This window comes from Streptomyces sp. NPDC057616 (assembly GCF_042800575.1).
Lineage (GTDB): Bacteria > Actinomycetota > Actinomycetes > Streptomycetales > Streptomycetaceae > Streptomyces.
On sequence record NZ_JBHVGU010000035.1, the window covers coordinates 83,012 to 107,040 of the forward strand.

Sequence of the window (24,029 nt, forward strand, 5' to 3'; positions counted from 1 at the left end):
ACACACACTAGCAGCCTGTCCAGTAATCCTGGACATGCTTGTTACGTGCGAAGGGTGGCCGCTTGGTCGTGACTGGGGCAAGTGAACGCCCCGTTCCTGCAGTCGCGTTCACTCGGCAGGGGCGGCGACCGACCGTCAGCAGGAGCGCTGCGTGAGATCACCACCAGGGCCGGGCGCATCGCAATCATGGTGGCGTGCGACGCTGGCGCTGCAGGCTGCCGGAGAATCTTCTACGGTGCGCTCTCGGCGTACACCACGATCTGCGCGGCAAGGGCCGCAACTGCCGCCAGTTCCACCAGGGATGCGGTCACCGGCCAAAGCCCACCAGCGCCGTAGAGCCAGAAGGCGACCAGGCTGGCCAGTGGGAGCGCCCCGAAGGGGATCAGATCGACCACGCACTGGATGATCTTGCGCTGCTTGCGGCGGCTGTCGCTGCGGTGTGCCGCCTCCCATCCGAAGGGATTGCCGGGCTCGCCGGCCAGGTCGCCCAGACGGGGCCCGAGGTTGGTTCGGACGTAGCGGCCGATCGCGCTGATCTTCTGATCGTTGGCCAGATAGGTCCACCCCAGAACGCACGTGGCGACGGGCAGAGCGAGAAGCAACTCGGCACGATGAGCCTGCGCCGCGCCCAAGAGCACCGTCACCATCGCGGCCAAGGTCACATAGAGCAGGTTGTCCCGGAAACCTATCCGTGTCTTCTGTTCTTCCTTCACTCTGTCGTACTCAGCCATCAACAACTTGCCGATCGTGATGTCGCCGGTCGGTGCCATGCTCCGCCTCGTCGCTGGATGATGATTTTGACCAGCCATTCTGTACCGGATACAGGGCACTGGCAGCCGCTCGGTGGGCGGCTGCCAGCGGGCAGCTCACCACCCGGGCCGCCGACGGCGCGAGGGATGCCGACGCTCCTTGACGGCAGCGGCCGGCCTGGTCACAGCGAGGTGCTGTTTCCCGGCACACGTCCGCACCTTCTGCCCGTTGCCCAGCAGCGGGCAGCGGTGGTGTGTCCGGCAGACCCTGCCCCTTTCGCCGATGTCTGGGGTATGTGCCGCCCGCCGCGGGTAATGTCTGTGCCAGCCGAGTCCGGGTCTTTGTTCGTAGCGAGGACACCAACTGGCGCTCCAGCTTGCCTCTTTCACCGTCCGGGGACGCGGTCGTACCGTGTCCACCAGCGGGTTTCCCCTCAGGTACGCGTGCGCTGCCCGTCCGGTCCGCACCGCGCTCATCTCTTTTGGAGTCCCGCGATGACGTCATCGCTGTCCATGGCCCGGGCCATGGACTTCCTGTGCGAACACACCTCCAGCAAGAGCCGCGTGTTGGCCCTGCTGGCACACGACCACGGCCCCACTTCCCTGACCGCCGTTATGACCTGCAAGAACCCCAAGCACGCCTTGGAGGCGACAGACATCCTGCGCCGAGTCCTGGCGCTGCGCGACGCCGCGGCCGTCGAGAACGAACTGGCCGCTCTCACGGCCCAGATGCCGGATGCACCGGCCGGCTCCTTACGCCAGGCCGTCATGCGAGCCGCGAGCGGGACCTGGCCCGCCGAGCGCGGTGCCCTGCTCACGACGACCGACCTGGACCGGGACTCGGAGCCATGCGACGACAAGCCGACCGACCCGGCACCGGCCACGGTGACGGGTCACCCGCGGCTGAAGGACCTGCCGGGGAAGGTCGTGCGGATCACCCACCTGCGAGAGTTCCACATCACCGACGAAGACGCGCTCCTGCACGCAGCCGCCCGCCGCGGCTGGGAGCCGCTGCCGGCGTCCGAACTCGGCGACGACGACCCACGCGACCTGGCCGGCGCCGTGATCGCCCTCACCGGGGACAGCGACGTCACCGGGGGTCAGACCCTGGAGGACCAAAGGTCGGCCGAGGTGCTGAGCGCCGAGGACGGCGACGAACTGGCCGACTGGAGCGCAGCGCCGGTCGTCACCCGGTTCGTCCACGGCTGGCGCCTGCGCCAGCAGCGCAAAAGGCCCACAGCCGGTGAGCAGACGCCGAACTTCGCCGCCCTCTTCGCCGTCCGGGACTGCCCCTGCAAGGGCGAGGACCCCGACTGCGAGGAGTGCGGCTGGCAGCTCACCCCCCGCACCGCCGACCTGCTCTACACCGCCCTGGTTCTCCTCGCGGACCAGGCCTACGACGACGCACACCGCCTAGGGGACCAGTTCCTGCCGGACGCTAACGCCACCACCTGGGAAGTCTTCGACCGGCTGCCCCCACTCACCTGGACGGCCGACCACCGATGGCGGCGGCGCATGGCGCGCGCCTTCGACGACCTGGCTGCAGACCTGGTCCGGGGCAAGTGGCCCGAACCCACCTGCACCGCGGAGGAGATGGCCCTGCACCTGGCCATCGAGGACGCCCCGACCCACCTGGAAGGCCGCCGCCCTCCCACGGACGCCCACCACACCCTCCCCGAACACGGAGACGACTACAGCTGGGACGGCTGTTCCGATCTGCTGTTCCAGGACCACGACGTCCTGATGCTCTTCGACCCGAAACTCGGCGGCATCGAAGATCCTGAGGACCCAGCGAACCAGTCCATGGGCATGGGCAACCTCAGGGCGGCCGCCTGGTTCGCGCCCTTCGGCAGCCACAGTGTCCGCGATCCCCGGCGAGGATTCCGCCGCTAGGGCCAAGCGCCGCACCCCGGGCGACCATGATGCGCTCAAGCCGCAGCAGACAGCCGCGGCTTGAGCGCGGAGTTCGCCAGTCATCCGCCCTGCACGTGCAGCAGCGCGCGAAGGGTCGCTAACCACTCACGGTCGGCCCCCAGTGGCCCTGCCTCCCGCTCAGCCCGTCGGTGTCCTGGCGGCGTCCTCGGCGGTGGGCCTGCGGGCCTGGCCGAAGTCGGTGCGGACGACACGCACCTGCCCCTTCCTGGCCGGTTGACCACGGCGCACTGGTCAGGATCAGACACCCATCCGGGGTTGGACGGGCGGCCTCAGGTCGCTGGGATGACGGTGAGACATGGGAGAGCACGCTGGTGGTCGGGGAGGATCCTGGCTGCCAGGGGCCGAAGGGGCCGGGATCTGGAAAAGCCACACGGCCGGGTCCGTCGCCCTACGATCCGCAGGGCGCTCCGGCTTTTGCGAGCGGAAGCACACACCGAATGATCGCGGGCCCGCGGGCCCGTGGGCAGTCGACGGTCCGCAGCCCGCGCCGCAGGCATCAGGACGGTGCACGCGCGGCGCGCCGTCCGGTCCCGCTCGGGTGCACACAAAAGACCAGCGACCGGGCGGGAGGGCCCATTACGCTCCCCTGGATGTTCGACAAGCGGCCTCCCGGCACCCTGGGCGTTGACCTGCGCACACCAGGCCTTCGCCCATGCGGGCTCTGTGGCGAGGTACGCGAGATGACCAAGGCGCATGTGCCGCCCCAAGTGGCCGGCAACCGGGGCAGGGTGACCAGCGCAATCGTCCGGGTCCACGACAACGTACGCAGCACCGGTCGGCCCGCTGCGGGAGGCATGTGGATGCGCGGCCTTTGCGGCGACTGCAACAGCCTCGCCGGGTTGAACTACGACAGCGCTTACGGTGACTTCGCCAGGGCGCTGGACACCTACCAGCGGGCGCGAATCCTCCTGCACCTTCCGCGTGCTGACCCAGCGCCGCCCGTACGGGTCGCCCCAGGCCGGGTCGCCCGGTCGATCCTGATCGGGATGTTCGCCACCACTCCCCAGCTACGGGTGATGTTCCCCGGTCTCGCCGTCGACCTTCGCGAGCGGCGCGATCACATCGCGCTGCCCGACGGGGCCTCGCTGCGCATGGCCCTGTATCCACTGAGGTGGACACGCCTGGCCAGCATGTTCAACAACTACCGGGTGCTGGGGCGCAGGCAGTACTACAACGTGTTCTCCGAGGTCTACTTCCGGCCTCTGGCATGGGCTCTGATACCCAGCGACCGCGGGTGCGCAGAGCACATGGGCGAGTCCGTCTTCGACGACCTTGGGTGGGCCATCGTGGACGAGTGGCTCCAGTACGGTGACGACGTCACAGCGGTCGATCTGCGAGACCTCTGCCGTCGCGGTATTCCCCACGTGCGTCACCCACTGTCCGGGCCCGAACAGGACGACTGGGTTCAGCTCTTCAGCCATGAGATCACGGCCATCATCGAGGGCGAAATTCCAGGGTGACGGGCTGCTGAACGAGCGGTAGCGGGGCAATGGCTGGGACGCCGCGGTGCCACATCTGAGAGGGATACGCGGGTTCCGCCGTCGCGCGCTGCCGAGTTGCTGCCCCGTGCAGGACTGAGCGACGACGCCCACAGCGTCGCCGTCGACGTGATCCGCCGTGCACGGATGCTGACGGCACTGCCCGTCGACTACTTCGACGTACTGGTGGCCCCGATCATCGACAAGGTTTCGCAGCACCGGCCGCTGTCGGCGGCCGCCTGGCCGGGGGCCGCCATGGTCGTCGCGGTGCGCAACAGTTGCCTGGAGGACTTTCACGTCCTGAGCTGGCCGCTGCGTGCGGCCGCAGACGGCCTCCGGCAGACGATGGGAGAGATCCAGCAGGAGATGGACACCCATGACAAAGGGCCCGCTGCCTGAGCGGCACCGGGCCCTCCATAGATCGCAGAAGTTTGCGGGGGACGGTCATCATCTGCGTGCAACTGCCCAACGACGCAGGTCGCACGAGGTCACGAACCGAGACCGCGTGTTTCCGCAACCTCTCCTGACGCTGGGCTGGCGGCGGGGGAGCACGCTATGCGAACCACACCCCGTGGGAACGCAGGGTTCGTGGAGACCCGCGCCGGGCGGGACCTCTTGGCGGACACCAGTCGGGCCGAAGGCTTGCGTATGGGATGCCCCAGGAGAAGTTCAAATTGTGACGGACGGGGCGCCGGACATCCTACGTTGAGTCCGTGCCTGGAGAACGCGGTGTGGTCGTGGATCCTCCCGGCGAGGACGGCCGCCGCCAGGTGCGTATCAGCGGCCTGGCCGTCGGTTACGCCTACGGTCTATGGGACATGGTCGTCTTCCTCCATCGGGCTGGCCTGCCGTGGGATGAGGACGAGATCACCCCGTTCCGAGCTGATCGAGTGGCGAGGCGGTGGCCCGGACGAGTGGGGTTCGTGACATCCGCCTCCCGTGCGAAGGTCCGGGCACGGCGAACGTCCCGGTGGTGGGGTGCTGCGGCCCCAGACTGCGACGTGCGGCATGCAGTGGCCAACCGCGGTAGCGGCTATCTCAATTCGGCTGAGCAGGCCAGGTTCGAAGGGCTGACCACCGGTCCGATCGGTGGCACCGGCGGCGACTGCCGGGAATGTGTCATGAGCTTCGCCACCGACACCTCCCTGGACACGGTGGATCGGGTCGCCGGCTGCCTCGTGGTCTGCTACGCGCAGCCCGCTTCCGGGATCGCCGAACTGACCACCCACAAGGCCGACGACGCACCCGGCGGCATGACCCTCCCTCTTGGCGTCGAGCCTCTCACCATCCGAGAACCGCTAGCTGAGTTGGCCCGGGAACTGGTAGGCACCCGCCGCGGCCACGCCGCCCGCGGACATATCGGCGCCCCCCGGCTCTTCCCTGGCGGCCACGCCGGCGGCCCCATGACACGCCTTGGCATCCGGCTCAACTGGATCGGCAGCAAAGGCCGCGCCCGGACGCGCCAGCGCCCTCATGGACCTGGCCGCCGAGTTGCCCACCGTCGTCCTCGGCAACTTGATCAGCATCCATGCCGGCACTGCCACCGCCTGGGCCATCGAAGCGGGCAACACACGCCCCGTATACGCCGCCGAACTCCCGCACCACGCCCGGCACACACGTCACGAAAGGTGACACGAATGTCGCACAAAGTTATCAGTCGGCTTTTAGGGACCCTCGGCGGCTTCTAAGGCGTGCACGTATCCGCCAGCGGCTCGCCGCCACGGGACCAGAGCGCCATACCGGGCGCGAAGGGCTGGACTTCATGATCAACACCTTCCGTCGCCTGGGCTGGTCCCTCGGTCGCTCCCGTGAGCCATCCGAGGACACCCTGACGCTTCCAGTCAGCGAAGAACTCGCATTCGAAAGGATCTACAACCAGAAACTCCCGGTAGTCAAGGCGAAGCTCCACCAGATGCTCGGCCCCCAGGCCGACATCGACGGCCTTGCCCAGGAAGTCTTCATCAAATACCTGATGTGTGTGCAGCGCGACAAGAAGGCCACGAACCCCTCGGCGTTGCTGATGAAGATCACGGCCGACATGGGGGTCGACCAATACCGCATCCGGAGCCGGGGCGGTGGCGACCAGCCCGTTGAGGTCCTCCCGGAAGGCGCGGCCTGGTTCTCCACCGCAGCCATATCCGGGCCGGAAGAGGCCTTTGAACTGGCCGAGGTGATGGACGCCATGGACAAAATCCTCAGTCCTGAACTTCGCCTGTCTCTGGTCATGCGCGGACCCATGGGCCTCAGCCGCGACGAGGTCGCCGAAGCCCTCGATATCGAACCGGCCAGCGTGACCACCAACGTCCGCAGGGCCAAGGAGAAGCTGCAACACCACTTCGCCGACAAGCGGACCGGTTCTCACCGGCGCATCCAAAACGGAGAGAACACATGACTTTTCCCCGTCCTCGTTCCAACGGCTCGGAACCGTCCATCCCCGACCGACTCCGTCGACTGGATGACGCGCTCGTGCAGCACTACACATCTGCTCAGGGCAACACCCAGATGGATCTGGAATACATCCGGCAAGAAGCCGCCCGTCGACACAAGGTAGCCCGCCGGCTAGGCGTCGACCCGGTCACTGCAGTCCCGAAGCACGAGCAGGAGTTCACGATAACGGTCAACTGGTCAGGTGGACGCCTCGTCCTGACCATGCCGACCGGGCTGATCTATGGGGCCAAGACCGTTCTGGGTGTGTTCTTCGGGCTGTTCTGCTTCGTGATCTCCATCCTGCTGGGTAAGTCCACCGACTTGTCCACCCTCACGGCGATCACCGTGACCAGTGCCTACCTCGTGGCCAGCCTCGCGCGCCGCCCACGACGTATTGAAGCCGATCGCCTGCGCGGACTCCAGCGCGTCAAACCGGTGATCATGAAGCCTCCGAGCACAGAAACAACTGACCAAAATCCATCAACCAGCAGCGCGTGATCAAGGCTGCCGCCCCGGGCTCACGACCCGTCGGGGCGGCAGCAAGCGCACACCCATCAACCAAAGGCATTCGACATGCGCCCCCTCAACATTGGCACAGCTCTCACACCACAGCAGGAAAACCCTGGTCAACTCTCCACTGGCCTCCCCCCGTCCACGCTGCTCGAATCACTGCGAGCCACCACCCGCGACAAACCCGGCACCCTGAGCGCCACGGGGCTCGCGACCTATATCGCCACCGGTGCGACCCACGGCAACACCACATGGGCCGTCGTGATCATTGCCATCGGCATGCTGACCGCCGAGACGTTCCAAAACATCAAGGTCGAGCGCAACCGCGCTTGATCTCGAAAGCCGCTGCGCGTGAGATGGCCAAGACACCCCGCGGCCGCATCGACGGTGCGATGCCCTGCACCAGAGTTGAGGATGCGGGGCATCTCCGTATCGCGCTGTCAGGTGCCCCAAGGGGCCGAGATCCGGGAAAGTCTCGCCTCATCGCCCGTTGGTCTGCGGATCCTCGTGCCTCGGCGCATCAACTCACGGCCAGCCCGCGATCGTCCTTGCATGCGGACTGCGGCGTCGTCCGGTTGCGCTCTCGTTTCCAGGCCGACGCCTGGATCCGGCACGGGCGCCAGGCTGCCTGGTCCGCAGGATGTGGGCGGGGTCCCGGGATGCGCGGGTGTCTGCCCGGGGCGTACATCCGTCGACCGTGCATGCTCCCTGAACAAGGGCAGGCCATGGCGCAACTCTCCCTGGTGAACGGCCAGTTCAACCGGAGGAGCACGCGATGGCCTTGTCTCAGTCTGAGCTTATGCGGCTGCTGGAGTCACTACGTCGGGCCGACGGAGTTGAAGCAATCAGGTTGGTGTGCGAGCGCATCCTGCAGGAGCTCATAGAGGCCGAGGTCACCGAGACGATCGGCGTCGGCCCGGGCGAGCACTCTCAGACGCGTACGACCTGGCGCAACGGGCACCGAGAGCGTCTGCTGACCACACAGGCCGGCGATCTGGACCTAAAGAATCCCAAGGTGCGGACCGGGTCGTTCTTGCCCTCACTGCTGGAACGGCGCCGGCGCATCGACCGGGCGCTATTCGCCGTGGTGATGGAGGCATACGTGCACGCCATTTGAATGGAAGCGTGAACCGGCGATCGCAAGGGTCAGCGTCCGCCCCCCTGGTACGCCCTGCGTAGTCGGCTGTGCATTCGCCCATTGCGCAGTCCTGGCGCGCCGGTTGACGTCCGGTGCGCAGCGATCGGTGGCGCTGCGCAGTGGGGCCGGGTGGCCGGCTTCCTTCGATGTGTAATCGGTGGTCGGTTGCGCAGGTTCCGGCCAGGTCGGTTGTGCAACGTTGTGGCCTGCCGTGGTCGGGCTGTTGGTCGGGGTGGGGGCCGTCGTGGTCGGGGGTGGGGGGCGTGGTCGGGGGTGTGGGTTGGCGTTGAATCGCCTGTAGCGACCGGTGTGCGGGCGGCTGCCGTGGCGATCGCCGCACCGCAGGAGCACAGGGGGAATGATGCGAACGACTACCCGCATGCGCACGCTCGGTCTTTGCGCGTGTGCAGTCACTCTGGCGGGAGTTCTCGCCGCGTGCGACACCGGGACGAAGAGTGGCGAACCAAGGTCACGGACCTCGACATGAAGGCCACGACACCCACGGCGACGTTGACGGACTGCATGGACATCTCCCAGTGGCAGACCTACAGCATCAGGAAGCACGAGGTCATCCCGATGCCCACCAACCAACCCCTGCGCTACCTCGCCACCGCCAAAGCCGAGCGCTGGAATGGCCAGTGGCTCATCACGGCTTTCACACCCCACGGAGACCAGTCGTGCTGAGACGCGCCGCGGCCGCCGCGACCGCCTGCCTTGCAGGGCTGCTGGGACCCACCGCATACGCCTCTGACGGACCCGGCGTGGGCAACACCCCCACCTGTGAAGGCGCGCCGCTGACCATCACCGTGTGCGCGCAGGACGGCAACAGAACGCCCGGCCGTAGCCCCGCAGACATCAAGGGCCGGCCAGTGCCACGCGGCACTCGCGGGCCTCTGGCGCGCCGAAGTGCGCCTACACCAGGCTGGATCCGCAGCCGCCGGCCGACAACCTTGCCGTGCGGGACGGCAAACGGCAGGGCGGCAAGGGGGCGGTCTACCGGGTGATGTGCCCGGACACGGGCCGCATCGGCACGGTGTGGCTCGCCGCTGGTGCCCAGGCGCCCGCCCCGCCCGCCGTCGACCCGGAGACCGTCTCCCGCCAGGCGGTCGACTCCATGAAACTGGTCGGGCCCGACATCGCCAGTCCCCGCCCGGCTGGCCACTACGTGGTGGGCATGCCTATGTGGATGTGGGTGAACCAGGGCCCGACCACGTACGGGCCGGCGACCGCGACCGCCACGGCAGGCGGTGTCACGGTCACCGCCACCGCCCGCGTGTCCGCGGTGAACTGGAGCATGGGTGATGGGGGCACACCGGTGCTCTGCCACGGTCCCGGCACCCGTTACCGGCCATCCATGGGCCTGGCGGACTCCCCGGACTGCGGATACCGCTACGCCCGCTCCTCCGCCGGCCGGCCGGGCCACCGCTACGCCGTGACCGCGACCTCCACGTGGACCATCATCTGGCAGGTCCAAGGCGGGGCGGACGCCGACAACGGGCAGTGGACCGAGACCCGCACCACCACCCAGACCACCGCCATCGGCGAGGCCCAGGCCGTCAACTCCTGACCGCGTGGTCGAGAGGCCGGCTGTCTCACCGCCATGGTGAGGGGGGCGCTTCCTCGGCGATGCGTGCCTTGCCTTCGCTCACGTTGGCCGTGGTTGGCGATTGCGTTGGTTCCCTACGCCTGGCCGCGGCCGCGGGCGATTTGTTCGCGGGCTGCTTTGACGGCGCGTTCCCACTTCCACGTCGGCTCGCCGTGGATCTTGGCGATTTCGGCGGCGACGCCTCGCCGGTATCCGCCGGCCTTGGTGAGGTGGGCGGCGGCGGTGTCGATGCGCTGTTGGACTTCCGGGGTGCGGGTGCCGCGTTCGGGGCGGGTGCCGCCGGGGCTGCCGGCGCGGCCGGTGTTGTCGCCGTTGCGGCGGCGGTCGAAGTCCTGCAGGTCGCCGCGGCGGAAGGCGGGGCGCAGGCGTCCGGAGGGGCCTTCGACGTGTCCGGCGACGTCGGCGAAGTAGCCGGGGTTGTTCCTCACGTAGGTGCGGATGACGGAGGCGTCGGCGAAGTGGAAGTAGGCGGCGGCGTCGTTGATGGAGACGAGGTCGTCGGGGTCGCCGTCGTACAGTGCCGGATCGGTGGGCAGCACCTTGGCCTGCTTGGACTCCTTCAGCCAGCGGTGGAAGGCGAGGACTTCCTGGACGTTGAAGTAGTCCTCGCGGTCGATGCGGGGGCCTTTTTCGGGGAAGCGGGAGGCGGCCGGCTGGGTTTCGCGTTTGGTGTACCAGGTGCGGACGGTGGGGATGCTGGCGCCGGTCTCCTCGGCGATCCAGGCGCGGTTGGCGTAGAGGGCACCGTCGACCTCGAGGGTCTTGGGCTCGGGAGTACGTGCCATGGAAAGCCTCCGGAGGCGTTGCGGGCATCCGCGGTAGGGGATCTGCGGCCGGTCCGTATGCTGGGGGTACTCCTTACCGTTTGGTGGGTTGGAGTACGTGATGGCCGGTGGGACGTTCGGCTGGGGTTGCCGCCCTGGGCCGACACCGTGAGGTGTTTCCCGCCGGCCATTCGCACGCCAACCCTGAAGCGACGTTGATAATAATGCTCCAACGTGGGTGGGGGTGTCAATCGCTCGTCTCGCACGGGAGCCGGCCGCGCAGGCCGACCCGTGGAGCCGGGGGCCGTGCAGGCGGGCCGGACGGCGACTGGCCGCCTGTCGTATGGCCCCGTGCGAGCAGCGGGCGGGCGAGCGGGAAGCCATCCCGACGAACACTCTGCGGCGGCGGACCGCCGGGGGCCTCGCTGGGTGAGGGCCCCGGCTTCATCTCAGTGCGTCGATGGCTTTCACGATCAGGGCCCGGGCCTGTGCGCCGTACACCGCGTGCGTGCGCAGTTGCTCGAACGCACGCAGATACAGGGTGATCTCGGATGGCTGTGTGATCTTTACTCGGGCGGAGATGAGTTCGACCGACACCAGTGTGTCGTCGTAGACGTGGAAGGTCTCGCGCGGCCATTGGGCTCGGTCGGCCGTGTTCATGGGGATGATGCCGAGGGAGACCTGGGGCAGGGCGCCGGCGGTGAGGAGGAAGCCGAGCTGTGCGGCCATCTCCTCGGTGCTGCAGATCTGGTGCCGTAGGGCGTCTTCCTCGATGACGAACACGAAGCGGTGGCCCGGCTCGTGGATGATGCGGGAGCGTGCGACGCGGGCGCGTGCGGCCTGGGCGCTGTCGTCGATCGGTACGTCGCGGAAGCGGGCGCTGATCGAGAGGATGCCCGCGGCGTAGCCCTCGGTCTGGAGCAGGCCCGGCACGAGTGTTGAGGAGTAGATCCGGAACAGTTCCGTGTCTTTGAACAGCCGTGGCTCGCTGTCCTGCAACGCTTTGAGTCCCGCCCGTACTTGGGTGCGCCATTCCGTGTACATCGACTCGGCGTGTAGGGACTGAGCGATCAGATCCTCGGCCTGGCCGGTGACCTCGCAGGCGCGGCACCACCGGCGGATGTCCGTGGCCGTGGGCGCGGTGCGGGCGTTTTCGATGCGCGAGGTCTTGGCGTGGTGCCAGTTGCATCGGCTGGCCAGCTCAGTGACCGTCAGTCCGGCGCTCTTGCGCAGGTCGCGCAGCCGCTGGGCGACTACCTCGCGCGCGGCTTGCGCGGACGAGGAGGGAGAGTGGGGCATGAGCTGGCCTGTCCGGTGTTCGCTGGGTCAGTGGATCGCGTAGCGGTCGTGGGGGATGCCCCGGGCCCATACCGTCTCGAAGGCCTCGGCGCACAGCTTCGCCGCGGCCGGGTCCACGGCGACCTCTCCACCGGCGGACGCACCGTCGCCGGTGAAGTGGTTCCAGAGAACTGTGTGATCGTCGAAGAGCCAGAAGTCGTTGCCCGGCAGGGCGATGTCCGAGGCGCGCCGGCGGGGCAGCCAGCGCACCTGCTCCCCGGCTGCGACGTTGGTGAAGGTGAAGCTGTGCAGGAAGCGGGTGTACTCGCTGACGGGCTCCGACACGATGCGGGCCCGCCGGATGATCACACCGCGTGCGACGGTTTCCTCGACCAGATCGAGCCAGGGCCGCCACCAGGAGGCACGGTCTGCCGGGTCGAGCCGGTGGCCGTCCCGCCATGCGGCGAAGGGGCCGGACTCGTAGTCGACGGCGTAGGTGTCGCGCATCTCGAGGTGGACGGCCGAGCGGGTGGCACCGGCCAGAAGGTCAGTGAACGCGGGCGGCGGCACGTTCGACGGCATCGCACGCCTCCCTGATCATGGGTGCCATCCTGGCGGGGATACGGACTACGGCCTCGTGCTCGGGGAGGCCCACGGCGTGGCCTGGTACCTGGAAAGCTGCGCACTCCGCTGTGAGTTCGGGGCCAGCCTTCCACCCCTGAACGACGATCTCTTGCTTGCTCTCGTCGACCCACACCGTCGGTGATTCGTGGTCTCCGGTGTTCGGGTCGATGCCGATGAACCGTAGCGACATGGCCGCCTCCGTCGGGGAGTTGTGCAGGACTGTGCGCCACCGTCACGCCGTTACGCGGCCCAGTCAAGAGTGCCTAACACGCCGTCAGTCCTTGACATGAGCTTGTGTGCACAGATTTGCACAAGGCTGGCTGTGCTGCTCACCACGCTTCTAGCGTCGGCTGAATACGACGAAACCCGGTGGCCCGCGCAAACGGCCCCGGGAGTGGTCACCGCCGTCGAGGAGCGCCGACATATGCAAGCTGCTGACCCCGAGCCAGCCACTGAGGAGGCGTCCGTCGACGTGGAGACAATGCGCGCCAGCGTGCGCCTCCTTCTCGACCCGGATATTGCCCCCGAGGCGCTTTTGCCGGTAGGAGCCGAGCTCGACACCCTGACCGCCACGCTGCGCGGACATGTCCAGCTCCTCGCGCCCGAGGTGGAGCAGGCGGCCTGTGGGCTGGCTCCAGGCGGCATCGCCCGAAACAGCGTCTTGGGCTGCGTGGGGGAAGCACACATCAGACTCGAGGCCGAGCCGTGCCAGAGGCATGGCGGACCCGTTGGATACGCCCGCCGCCTGGCCCGCGCCCTGAACGCGCTCCTTGACCACTACGAACAGCCGAACCGCTGCGCCGTCACGCAGCCCCCGCGCGTGTGCCACCACTGCGACGAGCCGATCGACGACCCGGACGACGCCGTCTACGCCGGCCATGAGATGGGCAACTCCGGACCAGGCTGGGACATCTGGGCACACCGCGCGCACATCGACCTGCTCGGCCCGGACCCCGACGCCGTGCGCATCGTGGCCCGCATCCTGGTCATGAACGCACTGCGGTCATGAAACCCGCGTGCTGGTACTGACCCTGAGCCGACGCACCCCCAGGAGACCGCTCCAGATCAGGTCGCCCCACAGATACCCGTCCCCGGCGCAGCGGAAAACGCCGACGGTACGGGTCCCCAAGCGCCCGCCCGGCCCCACTCATCGATAGGACAAGCCCGGGGCGGGTCGTACGGCACGGCAACCCCGAAGGGAACGTCAATGACCGTCATTCTCGAGCAGCCCGCCGGCGCCCGCACGCGGGACCCAAGGGAGCTCCTCAACGCCGTGGCTCCGCACATCAGGGAGTTGACCGTCAACGTGTTCGACTCCGGCATGAGTCTGTGGGACCGCGAGGTCGCGCTCCTGCTCCGCGACCACACGATGGTGCGGGACATGGCCGAACGCATCCTCGGCAACGCCGTCATGTACGTCATGGGATCCATCGAGAACCCAGGCCGACACCTCGGCGTGGGCCGGCTCGTCGACATCGGCGTGCACCAGCTGATCCTCGACACGCCCGTCTGGTGGGGCCTCTGCCGCGCCTACAACGGCGGCCGGTTCAAGCACCACGCCCCGTTCATCGAGCGCCGCGGGGACGGGCTGTGCCTGCGCACCGGCGACTTCCTGCGCTTGCAGGGCTGGCCCATCGACGAGGAGCTGTGGGCGATCGACGGCGCGGACTGCTCGCCGTGCGACGACAAGGTCCCCGACAGCCACTGACCCGGCTACAGTCGCCCCCGCCCTCACGTTCCCCGGAGGGCGGGGACTCCGCATCCCCAAACGAGCCAGAGGAACGCGCTGTGCCTGTACCCCACGACATCGCCGCCGAGAGGGAACTGTGGGACGCCTACGCCGAATCGGCCTTCAAGGACGACGCCGAGCCCGCCTTCTGCTGGACCCAGTACGCCGGACACGGGCCCGGGCCGGAACTCCTCGGCAATCCACGCCGCGTGCTCGAGATCGGCTGCGGCACCGGTCGCGCCGCCGCCCACCTCGCGCAACAGGGCGTGCAGGCGACCGGCGTCGACCTCTCCCCGGTCATGGTGAAGAAGACCACCGAACGGTGGGCGCACACCGGCGCCGTGTTCGAGTGTGGCGAGGTGCTGGAGTGGCTGGCCGCCTGCGCGGACACCTACGACACGGTCTACTCGATCTTTGGGGCGGCCTGGTTCACCGACCCGAGCCGGCTCTTCCCGCTCGTGCGGCAACGGCTCAACCGCGGCGGGGTGTTCGTCTTCTCGCAGCCCCCGGCGATCCCCGGCGCGTACGGCCCGCAGGGCATGTACAAGGGCGGCTTCGCAGGCAGGGCTATGTTCACCTACCGGTACAGCTACCGGCCTACGGTGTGGGAGCGGCATCTTCTCCGGGCCGGCTTTGCCACAGCTGAAGCTCGGGTGTGGGATGCGCCGCGGCCCGGACACATCGGCACACTGCTCGTCCAAGCCCACGCTTGAGCGACATCGGATGACCTGTCGCGTGCTTCTCGTCTGCGGGCCTTCGACGGCCATGACGGCGCTGAGGTCGGCGAGGAGGCATGTCGCGATGAAACGCGAGTCGAGCAGGTCCGTGATCAATGACGCCTCCGGGGAGCGGAGTTCGGTCAGGGACGTGCGGGTGTCTCGCCCAGTTCCTCAGATGGCGCGCAGGGCTCGGCGGGCGTCTGCGGCGCGGGCGGCGGTGTGAGCGGCGCGGGCCATCTCGTGCATGCCGCAGGTCCATCGGGTGACGCGTTGGGCCAGGCGGTGCAGCTCGGTCGCGGCCGGGTGAGGGTTTTGCCGTACGAGGTCGGCGAGGCGGCACTGTTCGGCTTCGGCTTCAGTCAGGGCGCGGCCAAGGACGGCGAGTGTGCCGCGTGCGTGCTCGAGGCTGCTCCAGCTGCAGCGGCTGGGGCGGGTTTCCTGCTGGAGGAGGGCAAGTGAGGCCTGTGGCCAGGAGGTGTCCTGCCCGGGTGCCATGGTGAGGCTGATCAGGCAGGTGACCCGGTCGTCGTGCATGGCGGCGTAGGGGTAGTTGGCGGCGGGGGAGGGGATGGCGGCGCCCGCCCGGCTGCGCAGGTGGGCGGTGAGCGAGGTGGCGGTGGGCGGCCTCTTGTTCTCGCTGCGGGCGTGCAGGTAGGAGACGACGGTGGGCAGCTGCCAGGCGGGGGTGCCGTGGGGGGCGGTGGGCATGGACAGCGACACGAACTCGGCCTGCCCTGAGGGGGTGGTGATGGTCGCCTGCATCACGCAGAGTGCGCCGCGGCGCGGATCGAGCTGCACGGGGAGGCTTCCTTCGCATCAGCGGGTGGGGCGGTGGGCACCGCGGGCCGGGGACCCTCTGTCCGGGCGCAGGTTCGGATACCCGCGGGCATCCCCTCTCCTGAGATGGGAGCCGGTCGCAGGAGGGCTGCCGCACCTCGTCCCCCGGTGTTGGGTTCGTGGGAGGTCGTCGGCCGGCCGGCGGTGAGCATGGTGGGGCCGTGGTCTTCTAGTGCTGTGACCGGCATGGTTCACCGTGATCGGAAGCCGGCTCGCGGGACGAGCGCACGCGAAACGGCTGGTATTACTGGGGCATGCAGGAAGAGATTGCACGCTCCGCGATCGACACGTTCATCTCCGCGTTCAACGCCTCGGACGACAGCTATGTGACTGCTTTGCTCTCCCAGGCTCTGACCTCAGACGTGGTCTTCTGGGGGCCGTTGGGTCGCAGCGAAGGAATCGCGGCGGTCGAGCGGTTCGTGCTGGACATCCGGCGCCACCCGGCGGGGACCGGCACGATGGTGCGCTGCTCGGCGGTGGACATGCCTGACGAGTGGGCCCGGTACCGGTGGGTCTTTACCACGCCGGATGGAGGTCCCCGCCTGGGGGGAACGGACGTCGTCCATCTGCGGCGGAGTCTCATCGACCAGGTCATTGTCTTTGCGGGGGAGATCGAACCGTCCGCCTCCTGAGTCGCCCTTCCCGGCTTCCCGGTGAACCTATGCGGTCACAGCACTAGCCCCCACGTGCCGGGGCAGTGCAGTGGATCCTGGCCGCCGCCGAGGACGTCGCAGCGGTGCTGTGCGGTTCTCACCGGGAAGGCGGCGTCCTCGCGGCACCCGGGCGGGACCGGTGTCGGGAGGCAGGGGGCTGCGTGCCGGGGAGGGGGCCGGGGCGCCTGCTTGGACGCCCCGGCCGTGGTGCTCAGTCCTCGGGGTCGGCGCCCTGGGCGGGCTCGCCGTTGTCCGCGTCGTTGAGTGGCGTTGCGGCGGGCTCTTCCTCGGTCTCGAACGGGGTGTCGTCGATGATGTTGCGCTCAACGGGGGAGAGCTGGTGGCCGAGTTCGGCGAGGAAGGCCAGATAGAGGCGGGCGTCGGCCCGGATCTCCTCGGTGTCCCAGTCGGGCTGGTCCTGGCGCCAGGTGTTCGGCTTCTCGATCCGCTTCTCGTAACAGGCGGCGATCACCGCGAAGTTGACGAAGAGCAGGCGGGTGGGGGTGGCGCTGCTGCCGGTCCAGGTGGCCCGTTGCTCCGCGCTGGCCGCCGTGTTCTCGTCGGTGGCGACGGCGAGCAGGTCGGCCAGGATCGCGGAGCGGGTGGTGTCACCGGTCCAGGACTGCACGGGCTTGGGGCAGGTCAGCAGCGTCCGGGTGACCCACGCACTGAGCGGCTTGGGCGCGCTCTTGCGGGCGAGCAGCTGCCGCAGGAAGGCGCGGCGGGCCTCGGCCGCGGCCCGGTAGGCCTTGTTCCCTGCGATCTTGCGGTGGTGCTCCTTCTTCCGCTCGGCGGCCTCGGCGGCCGCCTTCGCCTCGGCTTCGGCGCGGGCCCGCTCGGCCTGTTCGGCGGCCGCGCGCTTGGCCTCCTCGTCCTCCTCTGCGCCTTCGTGCCCGTCCTCGGCGTCGTCATTCTGGTCACCAGGGTCGGCCGCCGTGCTGCTCGTGTGCCGGGCGGCGGGCTCGGTGCCGGGGGTGTAGTGGCTGTAGGCGGCGGGGTTGAGGCACAGGGCGGCGACGGCGGCCGGGTCGGCGCTGCCGGTGTCGTCCCACACCACGGCGTGACCGGGGCAGCGGGCATGCGCCGCCTCGTCCAGGTCCTGGCCGTCGGCATCCACCAGGTCCTCGAGCCACTGCGCGCGCGGCGGGAGGTTGCTGGCGTCCTCCCATAGCCGGATCCCGTCCCGCTTGAGCTCGGCGCAACGGGCCTTTCGGGCCGTGCGCTCGGTACGCTCGGTGCGCTCCTGGCTCAGCTCGTAGGTGAAGGTGCCGTTCTGGTGGGCCTTGATCAGGCGGGCCACGGCGTTGGGGTCGTCGTCGAACTCGCCGAGGGCGGCGAGGACTTCGAGGTCGAGGTCGTAGGCGTCGTTGGCCTCCAGCACCGTGCGGGTGCCCTGGCCCAGCCGCCTGGCGGCGTCGGCGGCCTGGCTGACCTGTTCCTTGCTGCGGCCGGTGCGGCGGGCGACGATGGCGACGCTCGCGCCGTCCTCCAGCGCGCCGAACAGGGCGTCGGCCTGCTCCAGCGGGCTGAGCGCGCGGCGGAAGGAGGCGTCGTTCTCGATCAGCTGCTCGATGTAGTCCTGGCCCGCTTCGCGCAGTGAGGCATCCAGGATGAGCGAGGCAACGGACTCGATCCCGCGCAGCCGGGCGGCCGCGTGCCGGCGGTGGCCCATTTTGAGCTCGTAGACGGCCTCCGCGTCCGGGCCGTCCTGGTCCTGCTGGACGACCACGACGGGGACCAGGACGCCGTTCTCCTCGATGGAGTTGAGGAATTCCTCGTCCAGTTCGAGGCTGTGGCGGACGTTGCGCGGGTTGGCGTGGATCTGATCGGTGCGCAGCAGGGCTGCGCGCACCGGGGGTGGGGTGCTCACGGAAGGATCGCTCCTAGATCACTTGGTGGGTTGCGCGGTTCGGGTTGCCGCCCGAACCGACAGTCATAAATCTACTCTCAAACGTGGAGGTGTCAAGCCGTTGATCTCTCCGGATCGCGGCTCCGGGAGCCGTCAATGCAGACGGCACACCCATGTCTTCGGCTCGCCGTACGCGACGAGATCGAGGGACATTGCCGTCGCCGCCCCGCACACCTGGCAGGCCATTGCGACGCGGCGGGGCATCGACAGAGGGTGCACGGGCTCGCTGCTGCTGAGCGTGAGCGGCTCCGTCACGCCGTGAAGGTCGATGAGCAGGCGTCCGGCGAGGGCCGGGTGCGGCCGGACGCCGTCCAGGGTGAGCGCTTGGCGCGGCTGCTCGGGGAGGGCGAAGACGTCGCACCGGTGCAGGCGGGACGCGGGAACGGTCGGCGGGATCGACAGGGTGACGAGAAAGCCCTTGGCCTGGCGGGGGTTGGGGGGTGGCGGGTTCTGCGCGGTGGTCATGGGGATGACGTCCTGTTCGGTGCCGTGTGGCGGTCGGGGGCGGTGCGTGCGGGCCTGTCACCTGCCGGGCAGGGGGAGCCAGGAGGTGAGCACGTAGCAGCCCAGGTCGCGGAGTGTGCGGGCGGTGCGGTCGACGGCTTCGGGGCTGCTGTCGACCGTGCGCGTGTAGGCCTCGATCCCGCTGTGCCAGGTGAACCCCTGGGCGGTGAGGGCCTGTTCGGTGAGTGGGTTGAGGTCGGCTTCGGACTCGGGAGCGGCGACGAGGCCGTGGGCAGGATCGGGGACGACGACGAACACGGGTCTCCTTCGGGGGCGGGCTGCCGCCAGGCGGAAGGGCGTGGCCGGCCGGTTGAGCCAAGGGCGGAGGGCTCGGCGCTGCGACCGGCGGCGGTCTGCGCGGCGGCGGTCTGCGCGGTGGCGGGTGGCGGGGCTGCGGGCCCGGGTGCGGCGTGCGGACCGGGGCAGTCCGCCGCGCAGCGGGCTGCCCCGGGCGGGTTCAGTCGCCGAAGTAGACGGTCCTGTGCTCGCGGTGCCCGGGGTAGCGGTACAGCATGACCAGGTTGCCGCGCGGCCACTCGTCACGGTCGCGGAGGTAGTCGGCCCACCAGCGGGTGTCCTGGTTGTAGTGGCGGTGCGCCACGACGGCGCCGTGGAAGGTGCCGTACCTGACGGCGTGCTTGTCGCTGTCCTCGACGTCGGGGCAGGCGGTGACCGCGTCGAAGATCGTCTGGATGGTGCGGGCCTCCCAGGAGTTGGCGGCGTAGTGGCGGGACTCGGATCCCTCGATCCCGTAGTCCTTGACGTCCCTGCGGGAGGCGGTGTTCAGGGCGGCGATGACGTCGTCGGGCAGCAGGACGACAGGTCGGCCGCCCTCGTCGGTGGTCACGGTGACCTCGTCGGCGCGCAGTTCGCGGCGCGGGCTTCCGGTGCTGTCGGGCATGAACGTTCCTTCCGGTCGGTGCAGGGCTCGACCCGTGGGGGTCGGATTCTGCGGGCGGGCGGGTCTCAGCTGGTGGAGCTGGCGGCGTTGCGCCGGCCTGGGCGCATCTGGGCACGCAGGGAGGCGGCTTCGGCCGCGAAGCGCTGCATGCGGCGGTGCTCCTGGGCGGCGGCGTCCTCGTAGGCGGCGGCGCCCTGTGTGCGGGCGTCGCTGGCGCGGGCGAGTGAGCCGGGCTGGTCGGCCAGCAGCAGCGCGAGGACGGGGTGGGGCTGGGTGATGCACCACTGTGCGGCGGTCCACCAGGCGGCGGTGACGACCCGGGCCTGTCGCCGGTCGCGGGCGGCGCGGCATGTGTAGCGCGCAATGTCGGCCTGCGAGTTGTGGCGGGAGGACGCGAAGAACCGCAGCAGGGCGGGGGTCTCGCGGATGCGGGAGGCCTCAAGGATCCTGGCCCGGTCGGGGCGCTGGGCGGCGTTCTCGGCTACGGCGTGCAGGACGGTCCGCAGCGTTTCGGCGGTCCGGGGGGCAACCGGCCTGCCGGACGCGCACTGGATCGCGCTCAGTTCCTGCTGAGGACCGGCCGGGCCGTCCCACGTCAGAAGGTGGCCGGTGTGCAGAGCGCGGCTGTTGCGCAGCCGCGGCAGGGAATCGGCGGGCGGGAGGTCCGCCATGGCGTCGGCGGCGCCGAACGTGACGCGCAGTGCGGTGAACTGGTCCCAGTGTTCCGGGTGGTGGGTGCCGGTGACGTGGAGGGCGCCGCGCAGTACGCCTCCGAGCGTGTAGATCACCGCGTCGTCACCTTTGAGCTCGGTGAAGGCGTGCACGGAGCCGGTCGGGGTCTCGACGGTCAGGGGTGCCGGGTCCATTCCGGGGCTCCTTCGGATGTGGTGGGTTGGTGCCGGTGGGGGAGATGACGGGCGGTGCCGCGCACGGGTGCCGGCATCGGGGCGCAGCGGTGGTGACGTCCTGGTGCGCGCGGTCTGCTCCGCAGACGCGTCGCGCTGCCGCTACGCGGCAGGGGGCGCGCGGAGCGCTCCGCGCTCGGGGGAGGGGGCGGGAGCGCTCCGCGCTCATCGCAGGCGGCCGGTGGGGCGTCTGGCTCGCCTACGGGCGGGGAGGGTCTGTGTGCAGGGCGGCGCGTCCTCGCTCGATGAACGTGCGCAGTGCGTGAGTCAGGTACGCGCGGGCCTCATCGGCGGATTCTCCAGGGAGCGCTCCGCGCTCGTTGGCGTGCAGGAACACGGTGGTCACTTCGTGGAGGACCGTGTCACGCGCAACCGCTTTGAAGAGCCGGTGAGGGGGGATGCGGGTCTGGCGGGCGACGTCGCGGGCGCTGTCCGACATGACGCGCCCGATGATCGCCCAGAGTTCGCGGGCCTCGGCGCTGTTCATCGGGCGTGGGAACGGACCCTCCCGGCGCATCATGCGCCTCCGCTCGGCCCGGCGCTGTCGGCCTGCCGCAGAGGGGTCCCGCCTCGGCGGCCGGTGCGCTTGACGGGGTTCAACTCCGGGCTGTCCAGGGCGGCGTACCAGGCCTCGTCCGACTCGAAGACCGTGGCGCACCCGCCGGTGCAGCGAAGCTGGCCCGGCTGCAGACCGCGCTGCTCCTCGTAGACCGGCTCGGGGAGGTAGCCCACGGCGCTCAGGTGCGCGCAGTACCCCGCCTTCTCGTGTGCCTGCGACCGCTGCGCGGCGGCTTCCATCTCGGCCTGCTGCACGTCGGCATCCAGCTGGGCTTCGTGGTCGGCCTGCAAGGCGTCGGCCGTCGTCTCGTCCTCGTAGAACATGCATGCTCCCCTGGGGTGGGTTGGAGGGGGCGGGGGGCGCCTTGCCGGACGCCCCCCGCCCGTGAGGGTCAGAAGCGGCCGGCGCGTGCGATCTGCGGCACGTCACGGACCGGCTTGGGATCCCAATGCAGGTCGCGCTCGATGACCAGCCCGCAGTACGCGATCGACTCCAGCTCGGGCAGCAGAACGTAGCCCCATTCGCTGTCCGTGATGTGGGCCCATCCGAACGCCAGACCGCAGGTGGGGTCGAGCTCGGTAACGAACCAGTCCATGCAGCCCGCGCCGAAGTAGTGCAAGTGGACGATCTTGTCCGGGACGGGGGTGTCCTCGGTGCTGTACAGCGGAGGGATCGCCGCGCGCTGGCCGAGCGTGGGGTAGAAGTCGTGACCACGTCGGGCGCGGAGTGTTTCGGCCGGAACCGACCACTCGACGCCGTTCGGCAGGGTCACGGAAGACGGACGGTCATGCCCCATAGGAGAGTGCTCCTTCTGTTCGGTGCGGGGGCGGCCGGTCCGCCGCCCCCACTCGGTGGGTTGCGCTGGGACCGGTTGCCGCCGTTCCCAACGTTGCTAACTATACTCTCGAATGGCTATGCGGCGCCACCACTTCGCACGATCCGATCACGGCAACCGCACTCCTCCGGAGGAACCAAGCCGCACTCGCGGTGCCAGCAAAACCCCGGCTGGCACAGGAACGGCACCTTCGCGTGCGTACGCGGGTCGTGCGTCACGTAGGCGAACGGGCCACCGTCGCACAGAACTTCAACGTACGCACCTGCGTGATACCGCCCGTACGCCCTCAGCGCAGCCTCTCCCGCCCCCTCGGCGTCGCCCTGCCACACGCCCACCTCGACCTCGCGCCCGTTCGGGAAGCGGGCCGTCACGGCGTAGACCGTGAACCCCCCGCGCGGAACTCCGGGTTGTGACGGGAAGTCGGGATACACCTGATGCATGATCTCTCCCCTCCGGTGGTGGGTCGAAGCCTTCAGTGAAACTGCCGCACCGCTGCACCCCTGACGGCTTCGGCTTCCACGAGGCGCCGGACGCGTCGGGCGAAAGCGAACCGCGTATCTTCCGCTTCGGACGTGTAGCGCGCGTACGTCTCGTCGAGCATTTCGACTTCGGTGGTGTCCTCCCACAATGCCGAGCACGTGAGGGACAGAGCCGCAAGCAAAGCGGCCGCGTTGTTTTCCTCCGAGATGACATCGGGCGCGCACTCGCCGATTCCCCAGATTCCGGTAACGGCAATGCGCGCTGCGCGCGTGTAGAGATCGGCCGCTTTCATCGTCCCGTCCATGTAATGAAAAACAGCGGTCGCCGTTTCCCCGAGAGTGGACAGAGCATCCGCCATTCCCCTTTCCGCCTGGTCCTGAAACGGCGGGTCCTGGTGGTACTTGGCGTATGCGTCGACGGCCAACAGCGCGACAGCGGTGAACCCGTCGATGGTGAACGGCTCGTGTTCGGCCCGCCGGGCCGCGAATGCGGCGACGGCGATCCGCCCACCGCGCGCTCGCTCCACTGGAGTTGCCATGCTCCCAGGTCTCCCTCAGTAGTCTTTTCCGACGATGCTAAATATAATCTCACGCGAGGGGCGCGACAACCCTCACAACAACCCTCACCCCAACTCCCACCCCAACTACGCTCCACAACTGTCACGTTGACGCCGGGGCCGGCTCGGGATCGTCCCTGGCCAGAGAGACGCATGAGCGTGGTCAGGCTGCTGACATCCCCTTCTGCTGTTCCTCGTGCCTGTATGTGGGTGGGTGTGCGGATGGCCTCGGGGATGGGACCGGTCTCTAGTCAGCTCGCGCGCGTCGGCTGGTGCCTCCGCGCTGTATTGGCTGTGGCGCCCGTCCGGGCCCCGTGAGCCCGCGTATGGGGGATTCCGGACCGGTGCTGGACCGGTTCGCCCTCCCGCCCCTGAGGCCGCGTGACGGCCGCCAGCTCCCTCGCGGGCGCCGCCGGGCATCTGCCGCCCTTCCCTCCCCGCGCGAGGCGCGCCGGGCTCTCCCGCGCACGACATGCCCCGGGCAGCCTCTAACTCCCCACGCAAGCAAGAAGAGCCAGAGCATTCCATGAAATACGTCCCCCCACGGAACACCCGTCAATTCCCTTTCCCCGAAGGGGATCGGAGATTCCCCGCCCCCCACACCCAATCAGCTGACAAACACTCAACTCCGCACACCCGCAGAATAGGATCAGCAACCTGAATCTACACAGCAGAAGCCCGGGCCTTCCGATTCCCAACCAGGAGGACCCGCAAACAATCTGAGGGCTCATCAGATGACCTTCAAACAGGGCCGGTCCCGGCGCACCCCCCACCACCTAGCCGCGCCTTTCAAGGAATTCGCGGAGCGAATTCCTTGCCGAATTGCGGAGCAATTCGGATACCGTCACGGAGTGACGGTATATCAACTCTCTTGCGGAGCAAGGGAGTTGACCGCCGCGTAGCGGCGGCGCGTCGTGTCTGCGGAGCAGACCG

28 protein-coding genes are annotated in these 24,029 nt (G+C 69.0%); 13 read left to right on the plus strand and 15 right to left on the minus strand.

Annotated features, from left to right (window positions below; translation table 11 throughout):
• Positions 1–230 precede the first annotated feature (230 nt).
• Positions 231–770, minus strand: coding sequence for a hypothetical protein (locus ACFU97_RS34935; RefSeq protein ID WP_384264610.1), 540 nt, complete (start codon positions 768–770; stop codon positions 231–233).
• Positions 771–1,244: 474 nt separating this feature from the next.
• Between ACFU97_RS34935 and ACFU97_RS34940 the strand changes: the two genes are divergently transcribed.
• From ACFU97_RS34940 to ACFU97_RS34980, 9 genes are all read left to right on the plus strand, one after another.
• The gene (locus ACFU97_RS34940) at positions 1,245–2,642 is read left to right on the plus strand and encodes a hypothetical protein (RefSeq protein ID WP_384264611.1); all 1,398 of its coding nucleotides are present in this window, start codon (positions 1,245–1,247) and stop codon (positions 2,640–2,642) included.
• Positions 2,643–3,274: 632 nt separating this feature from the next.
• Positions 3,275–4,144: a hypothetical protein gene (locus ACFU97_RS34945; protein ID WP_384264612.1), complete on the plus strand. Its 870-nt coding sequence runs from the start codon at positions 3,275–3,277 to the stop codon at positions 4,142–4,144.
• Positions 4,145–4,240: 96 nt separating this feature from the next.
• Entirely contained in the window at positions 4,241–4,561 is a 321-nt protein-coding gene (locus ACFU97_RS34950; RefSeq protein ID WP_384264613.1) for a hypothetical protein, read from the plus strand.
• 1,363 nt (positions 4,562–5,924) lie between these two features.
• A complete protein-coding gene (locus ACFU97_RS34955; RefSeq protein ID WP_384264614.1) occupies positions 5,925–6,554 on the plus strand; it encodes an RNA polymerase sigma factor in 630 nt (209 codons plus the stop codon).
• The gene (locus tag ACFU97_RS34960; protein WP_384264615.1) at positions 6,551–7,087 is read left to right on the plus strand and encodes a hypothetical protein; all 537 of its coding nucleotides are present in this window, start codon (positions 6,551–6,553) and stop codon (positions 7,085–7,087) included. Before ACFU97_RS34955 ends, ACFU97_RS34960 begins: the two co-directional genes overlap by 4 nt.
• Positions 7,088–7,162: 75 nt before the next feature.
• Positions 7,163–7,432, plus strand: coding sequence for a hypothetical protein (locus ACFU97_RS34965; RefSeq protein ID WP_384264617.1), 270 nt, complete (start codon positions 7,163–7,165; stop codon positions 7,430–7,432).
• Positions 7,433–7,874: 442 nt separating this feature from the next.
• Positions 7,875–8,216 carry a transposase gene (locus ACFU97_RS34970; protein ID WP_384264618.1) on the plus strand — a complete coding sequence of 114 codons (342 nt, stop codon included), beginning with the start codon at positions 7,875–7,877 and terminating at the stop codon, positions 8,214–8,216.
• A gap of 504 nt (positions 8,217–8,720) precedes the next feature.
• Positions 8,721–8,921: a hypothetical protein gene (locus tag ACFU97_RS34975; RefSeq protein WP_384264620.1), complete on the plus strand. Its 201-nt coding sequence runs from the start codon at positions 8,721–8,723 to the stop codon at positions 8,919–8,921.
• Between the two features lie 271 nt (positions 8,922–9,192).
• Entirely contained in the window at positions 9,193–9,804 is a 612-nt protein-coding gene (locus ACFU97_RS34980) for an ATP/GTP-binding protein (protein ID WP_384264621.1), read from the plus strand.
• A gap of 113 nt (positions 9,805–9,917) precedes the next feature.
• Here the strand turns inward: ACFU97_RS34980 and ACFU97_RS34985 are convergent, their stop codons facing one another.
• From ACFU97_RS34985 to ACFU97_RS35000, 4 genes are all read right to left on the minus strand, one after another.
• Positions 9,918–10,628 carry a hypothetical protein gene (locus ACFU97_RS34985; protein ID WP_384264623.1) on the minus strand — a complete coding sequence of 237 codons (711 nt, stop codon included), beginning with the start codon at positions 10,626–10,628 and terminating at the stop codon, positions 9,918–9,920.
• A gap of 423 nt (positions 10,629–11,051) precedes the next feature.
• A complete protein-coding gene (locus tag ACFU97_RS34990; RefSeq protein ID WP_384264624.1) occupies positions 11,052–11,906 on the minus strand; it encodes a Scr1 family TA system antitoxin-like transcriptional regulator in 855 nt (284 codons plus the stop codon).
• A gap of 27 nt (positions 11,907–11,933) precedes the next feature.
• A complete protein-coding gene (locus ACFU97_RS34995) occupies positions 11,934–12,467 on the minus strand; it encodes a DUF6879 family protein (RefSeq protein ID WP_384264626.1) in 534 nt (177 codons plus the stop codon).
• Positions 12,433–12,699, minus strand: a complete 267-nt coding sequence (locus ACFU97_RS35000) for a hypothetical protein (RefSeq protein ID WP_384264628.1) — start codon at positions 12,697–12,699, stop codon at positions 12,433–12,435. Before ACFU97_RS35000 ends, ACFU97_RS34995 begins: the two co-directional genes overlap by 35 nt.
• A gap of 132 nt (positions 12,700–12,831) precedes the next feature.
• On the opposite strand from ACFU97_RS35000, the gene ACFU97_RS35005 reads away from it, so the two are divergent.
• From ACFU97_RS35005 to ACFU97_RS35015, 3 genes are all read left to right on the plus strand, one after another.
• Complete coding sequence (locus ACFU97_RS35005) at positions 12,832–13,518, plus strand: DUF6415 family natural product biosynthesis protein (protein WP_384264630.1); 687 nt, start codon at positions 12,832–12,834, stop codon at positions 13,516–13,518.
• Positions 13,519–13,716: 198 nt separating this feature from the next.
• The gene (locus ACFU97_RS35010) at positions 13,717–14,217 is read left to right on the plus strand and encodes a hypothetical protein (protein ID WP_384264632.1); all 501 of its coding nucleotides are present in this window, start codon (positions 13,717–13,719) and stop codon (positions 14,215–14,217) included.
• Positions 14,218–14,297: 80 nt separating this feature from the next.
• Complete coding sequence (locus tag ACFU97_RS35015; protein ID WP_384264633.1) at positions 14,298–14,951, plus strand: class I SAM-dependent methyltransferase; 654 nt, start codon at positions 14,298–14,300, stop codon at positions 14,949–14,951.
• Positions 14,952–15,128: 177 nt separating this feature from the next.
• Here ACFU97_RS35015 and ACFU97_RS35020 read toward each other — a convergent pair whose 3' ends face one another.
• Complete coding sequence (locus ACFU97_RS35020) at positions 15,129–15,755, minus strand: hypothetical protein (RefSeq protein ID WP_384264635.1); 627 nt, start codon at positions 15,753–15,755, stop codon at positions 15,129–15,131.
• A gap of 293 nt (positions 15,756–16,048) precedes the next feature.
• Here ACFU97_RS35020 and ACFU97_RS35025 point away from each other — a divergent pair, with 293 nt between their 5' ends.
• Positions 16,049–16,426: a nuclear transport factor 2 family protein gene (locus ACFU97_RS35025; RefSeq protein ID WP_384264637.1), complete on the plus strand. Its 378-nt coding sequence runs from the start codon at positions 16,049–16,051 to the stop codon at positions 16,424–16,426.
• Between the two features lie 232 nt (positions 16,427–16,658).
• Here ACFU97_RS35025 and ACFU97_RS35030 read toward each other — a convergent pair whose 3' ends face one another.
• The 9 genes from ACFU97_RS35030 to ACFU97_RS35070 all read right to left on the minus strand — a co-directional run bounded on the left by ACFU97_RS35030 (position 16,659) and on the right by ACFU97_RS35070 (position 23,078).
• Positions 16,659–18,317 carry a ParB/RepB/Spo0J family partition protein gene (locus ACFU97_RS35030; RefSeq protein ID WP_384264639.1) on the minus strand — a complete coding sequence of 553 codons (1,659 nt, stop codon included), beginning with the start codon at positions 18,315–18,317 and terminating at the stop codon, positions 16,659–16,661.
• A gap of 132 nt (positions 18,318–18,449) precedes the next feature.
• A complete protein-coding gene (locus ACFU97_RS35035; protein WP_384264641.1) occupies positions 18,450–18,821 on the minus strand; it encodes a hypothetical protein in 372 nt (123 codons plus the stop codon).
• 57 nt (positions 18,822–18,878) lie between these two features.
• Complete coding sequence (locus tag ACFU97_RS35040) at positions 18,879–19,118, minus strand: hypothetical protein (protein WP_384264643.1); 240 nt, start codon at positions 19,116–19,118, stop codon at positions 18,879–18,881.
• 199 nt (positions 19,119–19,317) lie between these two features.
• A complete protein-coding gene (locus ACFU97_RS35045; protein WP_384264645.1) occupies positions 19,318–19,761 on the minus strand; it encodes a hypothetical protein in 444 nt (147 codons plus the stop codon).
• Between the two features lie 65 nt (positions 19,762–19,826).
• Positions 19,827–20,627, minus strand: a complete 801-nt coding sequence (locus tag ACFU97_RS35050) for a hypothetical protein (protein WP_384264646.1) — start codon at positions 20,625–20,627, stop codon at positions 19,827–19,829.
• A gap of 238 nt (positions 20,628–20,865) precedes the next feature.
• The gene (locus ACFU97_RS35055; protein ID WP_384264647.1) at positions 20,866–21,153 is read right to left on the minus strand and encodes a hypothetical protein; all 288 of its coding nucleotides are present in this window, start codon (positions 21,151–21,153) and stop codon (positions 20,866–20,868) included.
• Between the two features lie 29 nt (positions 21,154–21,182).
• The gene (locus ACFU97_RS35060) at positions 21,183–21,548 is read right to left on the minus strand and encodes a hypothetical protein (RefSeq protein ID WP_384264649.1); all 366 of its coding nucleotides are present in this window, start codon (positions 21,546–21,548) and stop codon (positions 21,183–21,185) included.
• A 68-nt stretch (positions 21,549–21,616) separates the two neighbouring features.
• The gene (locus ACFU97_RS35065; protein ID WP_384264651.1) at positions 21,617–22,021 is read right to left on the minus strand and encodes a DUF2958 domain-containing protein; all 405 of its coding nucleotides are present in this window, start codon (positions 22,019–22,021) and stop codon (positions 21,617–21,619) included.
• 511 nt (positions 22,022–22,532) lie between these two features.
• Positions 22,533–23,078 carry a hypothetical protein gene (locus ACFU97_RS35070; RefSeq protein WP_384264652.1) on the minus strand — a complete coding sequence of 182 codons (546 nt, stop codon included), beginning with the start codon at positions 23,076–23,078 and terminating at the stop codon, positions 22,533–22,535.
• Positions 23,079–24,029 lie beyond the last annotated feature (951 nt).

Excerpts from the sequence above, each read along its gene's own strand:
- ACFU97_RS34935 (WP_384264610.1), bottom strand. The coding sequence starts at position 770 with ATGGCACCGACCGGCGACATCACGATCGGCAAGTTGTTGATGGCTGAG.
- ACFU97_RS35065 (WP_384264651.1), bottom strand. The coding sequence starts at position 22,021 with ATGGGGCATGACCGTCCGTCTTCCGTGACCCTGCCGAACGGCGTCGAG.
- ACFU97_RS34995 (WP_384264626.1), bottom strand. The coding sequence starts at position 12,467 with ATGCCGTCGAACGTGCCGCCGCCCGCGTTCACTGACCTTCTGGCCGGT.
- ACFU97_RS34985 (WP_384264623.1), bottom strand. The coding sequence starts at position 10,628 with ATGGCACGTACTCCCGAGCCCAAGACCCTCGAGGTCGACGGTGCCCTC.
- ACFU97_RS35045 (WP_384264645.1), bottom strand. The coding sequence starts at position 19,761 with ATGCCCGACAGCACCGGAAGCCCGCGCCGCGAACTGCGCGCCGACGAG.
- ACFU97_RS35070 (WP_384264652.1), bottom strand. The coding sequence starts at position 23,078 with ATGGCAACTCCAGTGGAGCGAGCGCGCGGTGGGCGGATCGCCGTCGCC.
- ACFU97_RS34990 (WP_384264624.1), bottom strand. The coding sequence starts at position 11,906 with ATGCCCCACTCTCCCTCCTCGTCCGCGCAAGCCGCGCGCGAGGTAGTC.
- ACFU97_RS34965 (WP_384264617.1), top strand. The coding sequence starts at position 7,163 with ATGCGCCCCCTCAACATTGGCACAGCTCTCACACCACAGCAGGAAAAC.
- ACFU97_RS35010 (WP_384264632.1), top strand. The coding sequence starts at position 13,717 with ATGACCGTCATTCTCGAGCAGCCCGCCGGCGCCCGCACGCGGGACCCA.
- ACFU97_RS34960 (WP_384264615.1), top strand. The coding sequence starts at position 6,551 with ATGACTTTTCCCCGTCCTCGTTCCAACGGCTCGGAACCGTCCATCCCC.
- ACFU97_RS35000 (WP_384264628.1), bottom strand. The coding sequence starts at position 12,699 with ATGTCGCTACGGTTCATCGGCATCGACCCGAACACCGGAGACCACGAA.
- ACFU97_RS35025 (WP_384264637.1), top strand. The coding sequence starts at position 16,049 with ATGCAGGAAGAGATTGCACGCTCCGCGATCGACACGTTCATCTCCGCG.
- ACFU97_RS34970 (WP_384264618.1), top strand. The coding sequence starts at position 7,875 with ATGGCCTTGTCTCAGTCTGAGCTTATGCGGCTGCTGGAGTCACTACGT.
- ACFU97_RS35035 (WP_384264641.1), bottom strand. The coding sequence starts at position 18,821 with ATGACCACCGCGCAGAACCCGCCACCCCCCAACCCCCGCCAGGCCAAG.
- ACFU97_RS35060 (WP_384264649.1), bottom strand. The coding sequence starts at position 21,548 with ATGTTCTACGAGGACGAGACGACGGCCGACGCCTTGCAGGCCGACCAC.
- ACFU97_RS34945 (WP_384264612.1), top strand. The coding sequence starts at position 3,275 with ATGTTCGACAAGCGGCCTCCCGGCACCCTGGGCGTTGACCTGCGCACA.
- ACFU97_RS34940 (WP_384264611.1), top strand. The coding sequence starts at position 1,245 with ATGACGTCATCGCTGTCCATGGCCCGGGCCATGGACTTCCTGTGCGAA.
- ACFU97_RS34955 (WP_384264614.1), top strand. The coding sequence starts at position 5,925 with ATGATCAACACCTTCCGTCGCCTGGGCTGGTCCCTCGGTCGCTCCCGT.
- ACFU97_RS35050 (WP_384264646.1), bottom strand. The coding sequence starts at position 20,627 with ATGGACCCGGCACCCCTGACCGTCGAGACCCCGACCGGCTCCGTGCAC.
- ACFU97_RS35055 (WP_384264647.1), bottom strand. The coding sequence starts at position 21,153 with ATGAACAGCGCCGAGGCCCGCGAACTCTGGGCGATCATCGGGCGCGTC.
- ACFU97_RS34975 (WP_384264620.1), top strand. The coding sequence starts at position 8,721 with ATGAAGGCCACGACACCCACGGCGACGTTGACGGACTGCATGGACATC.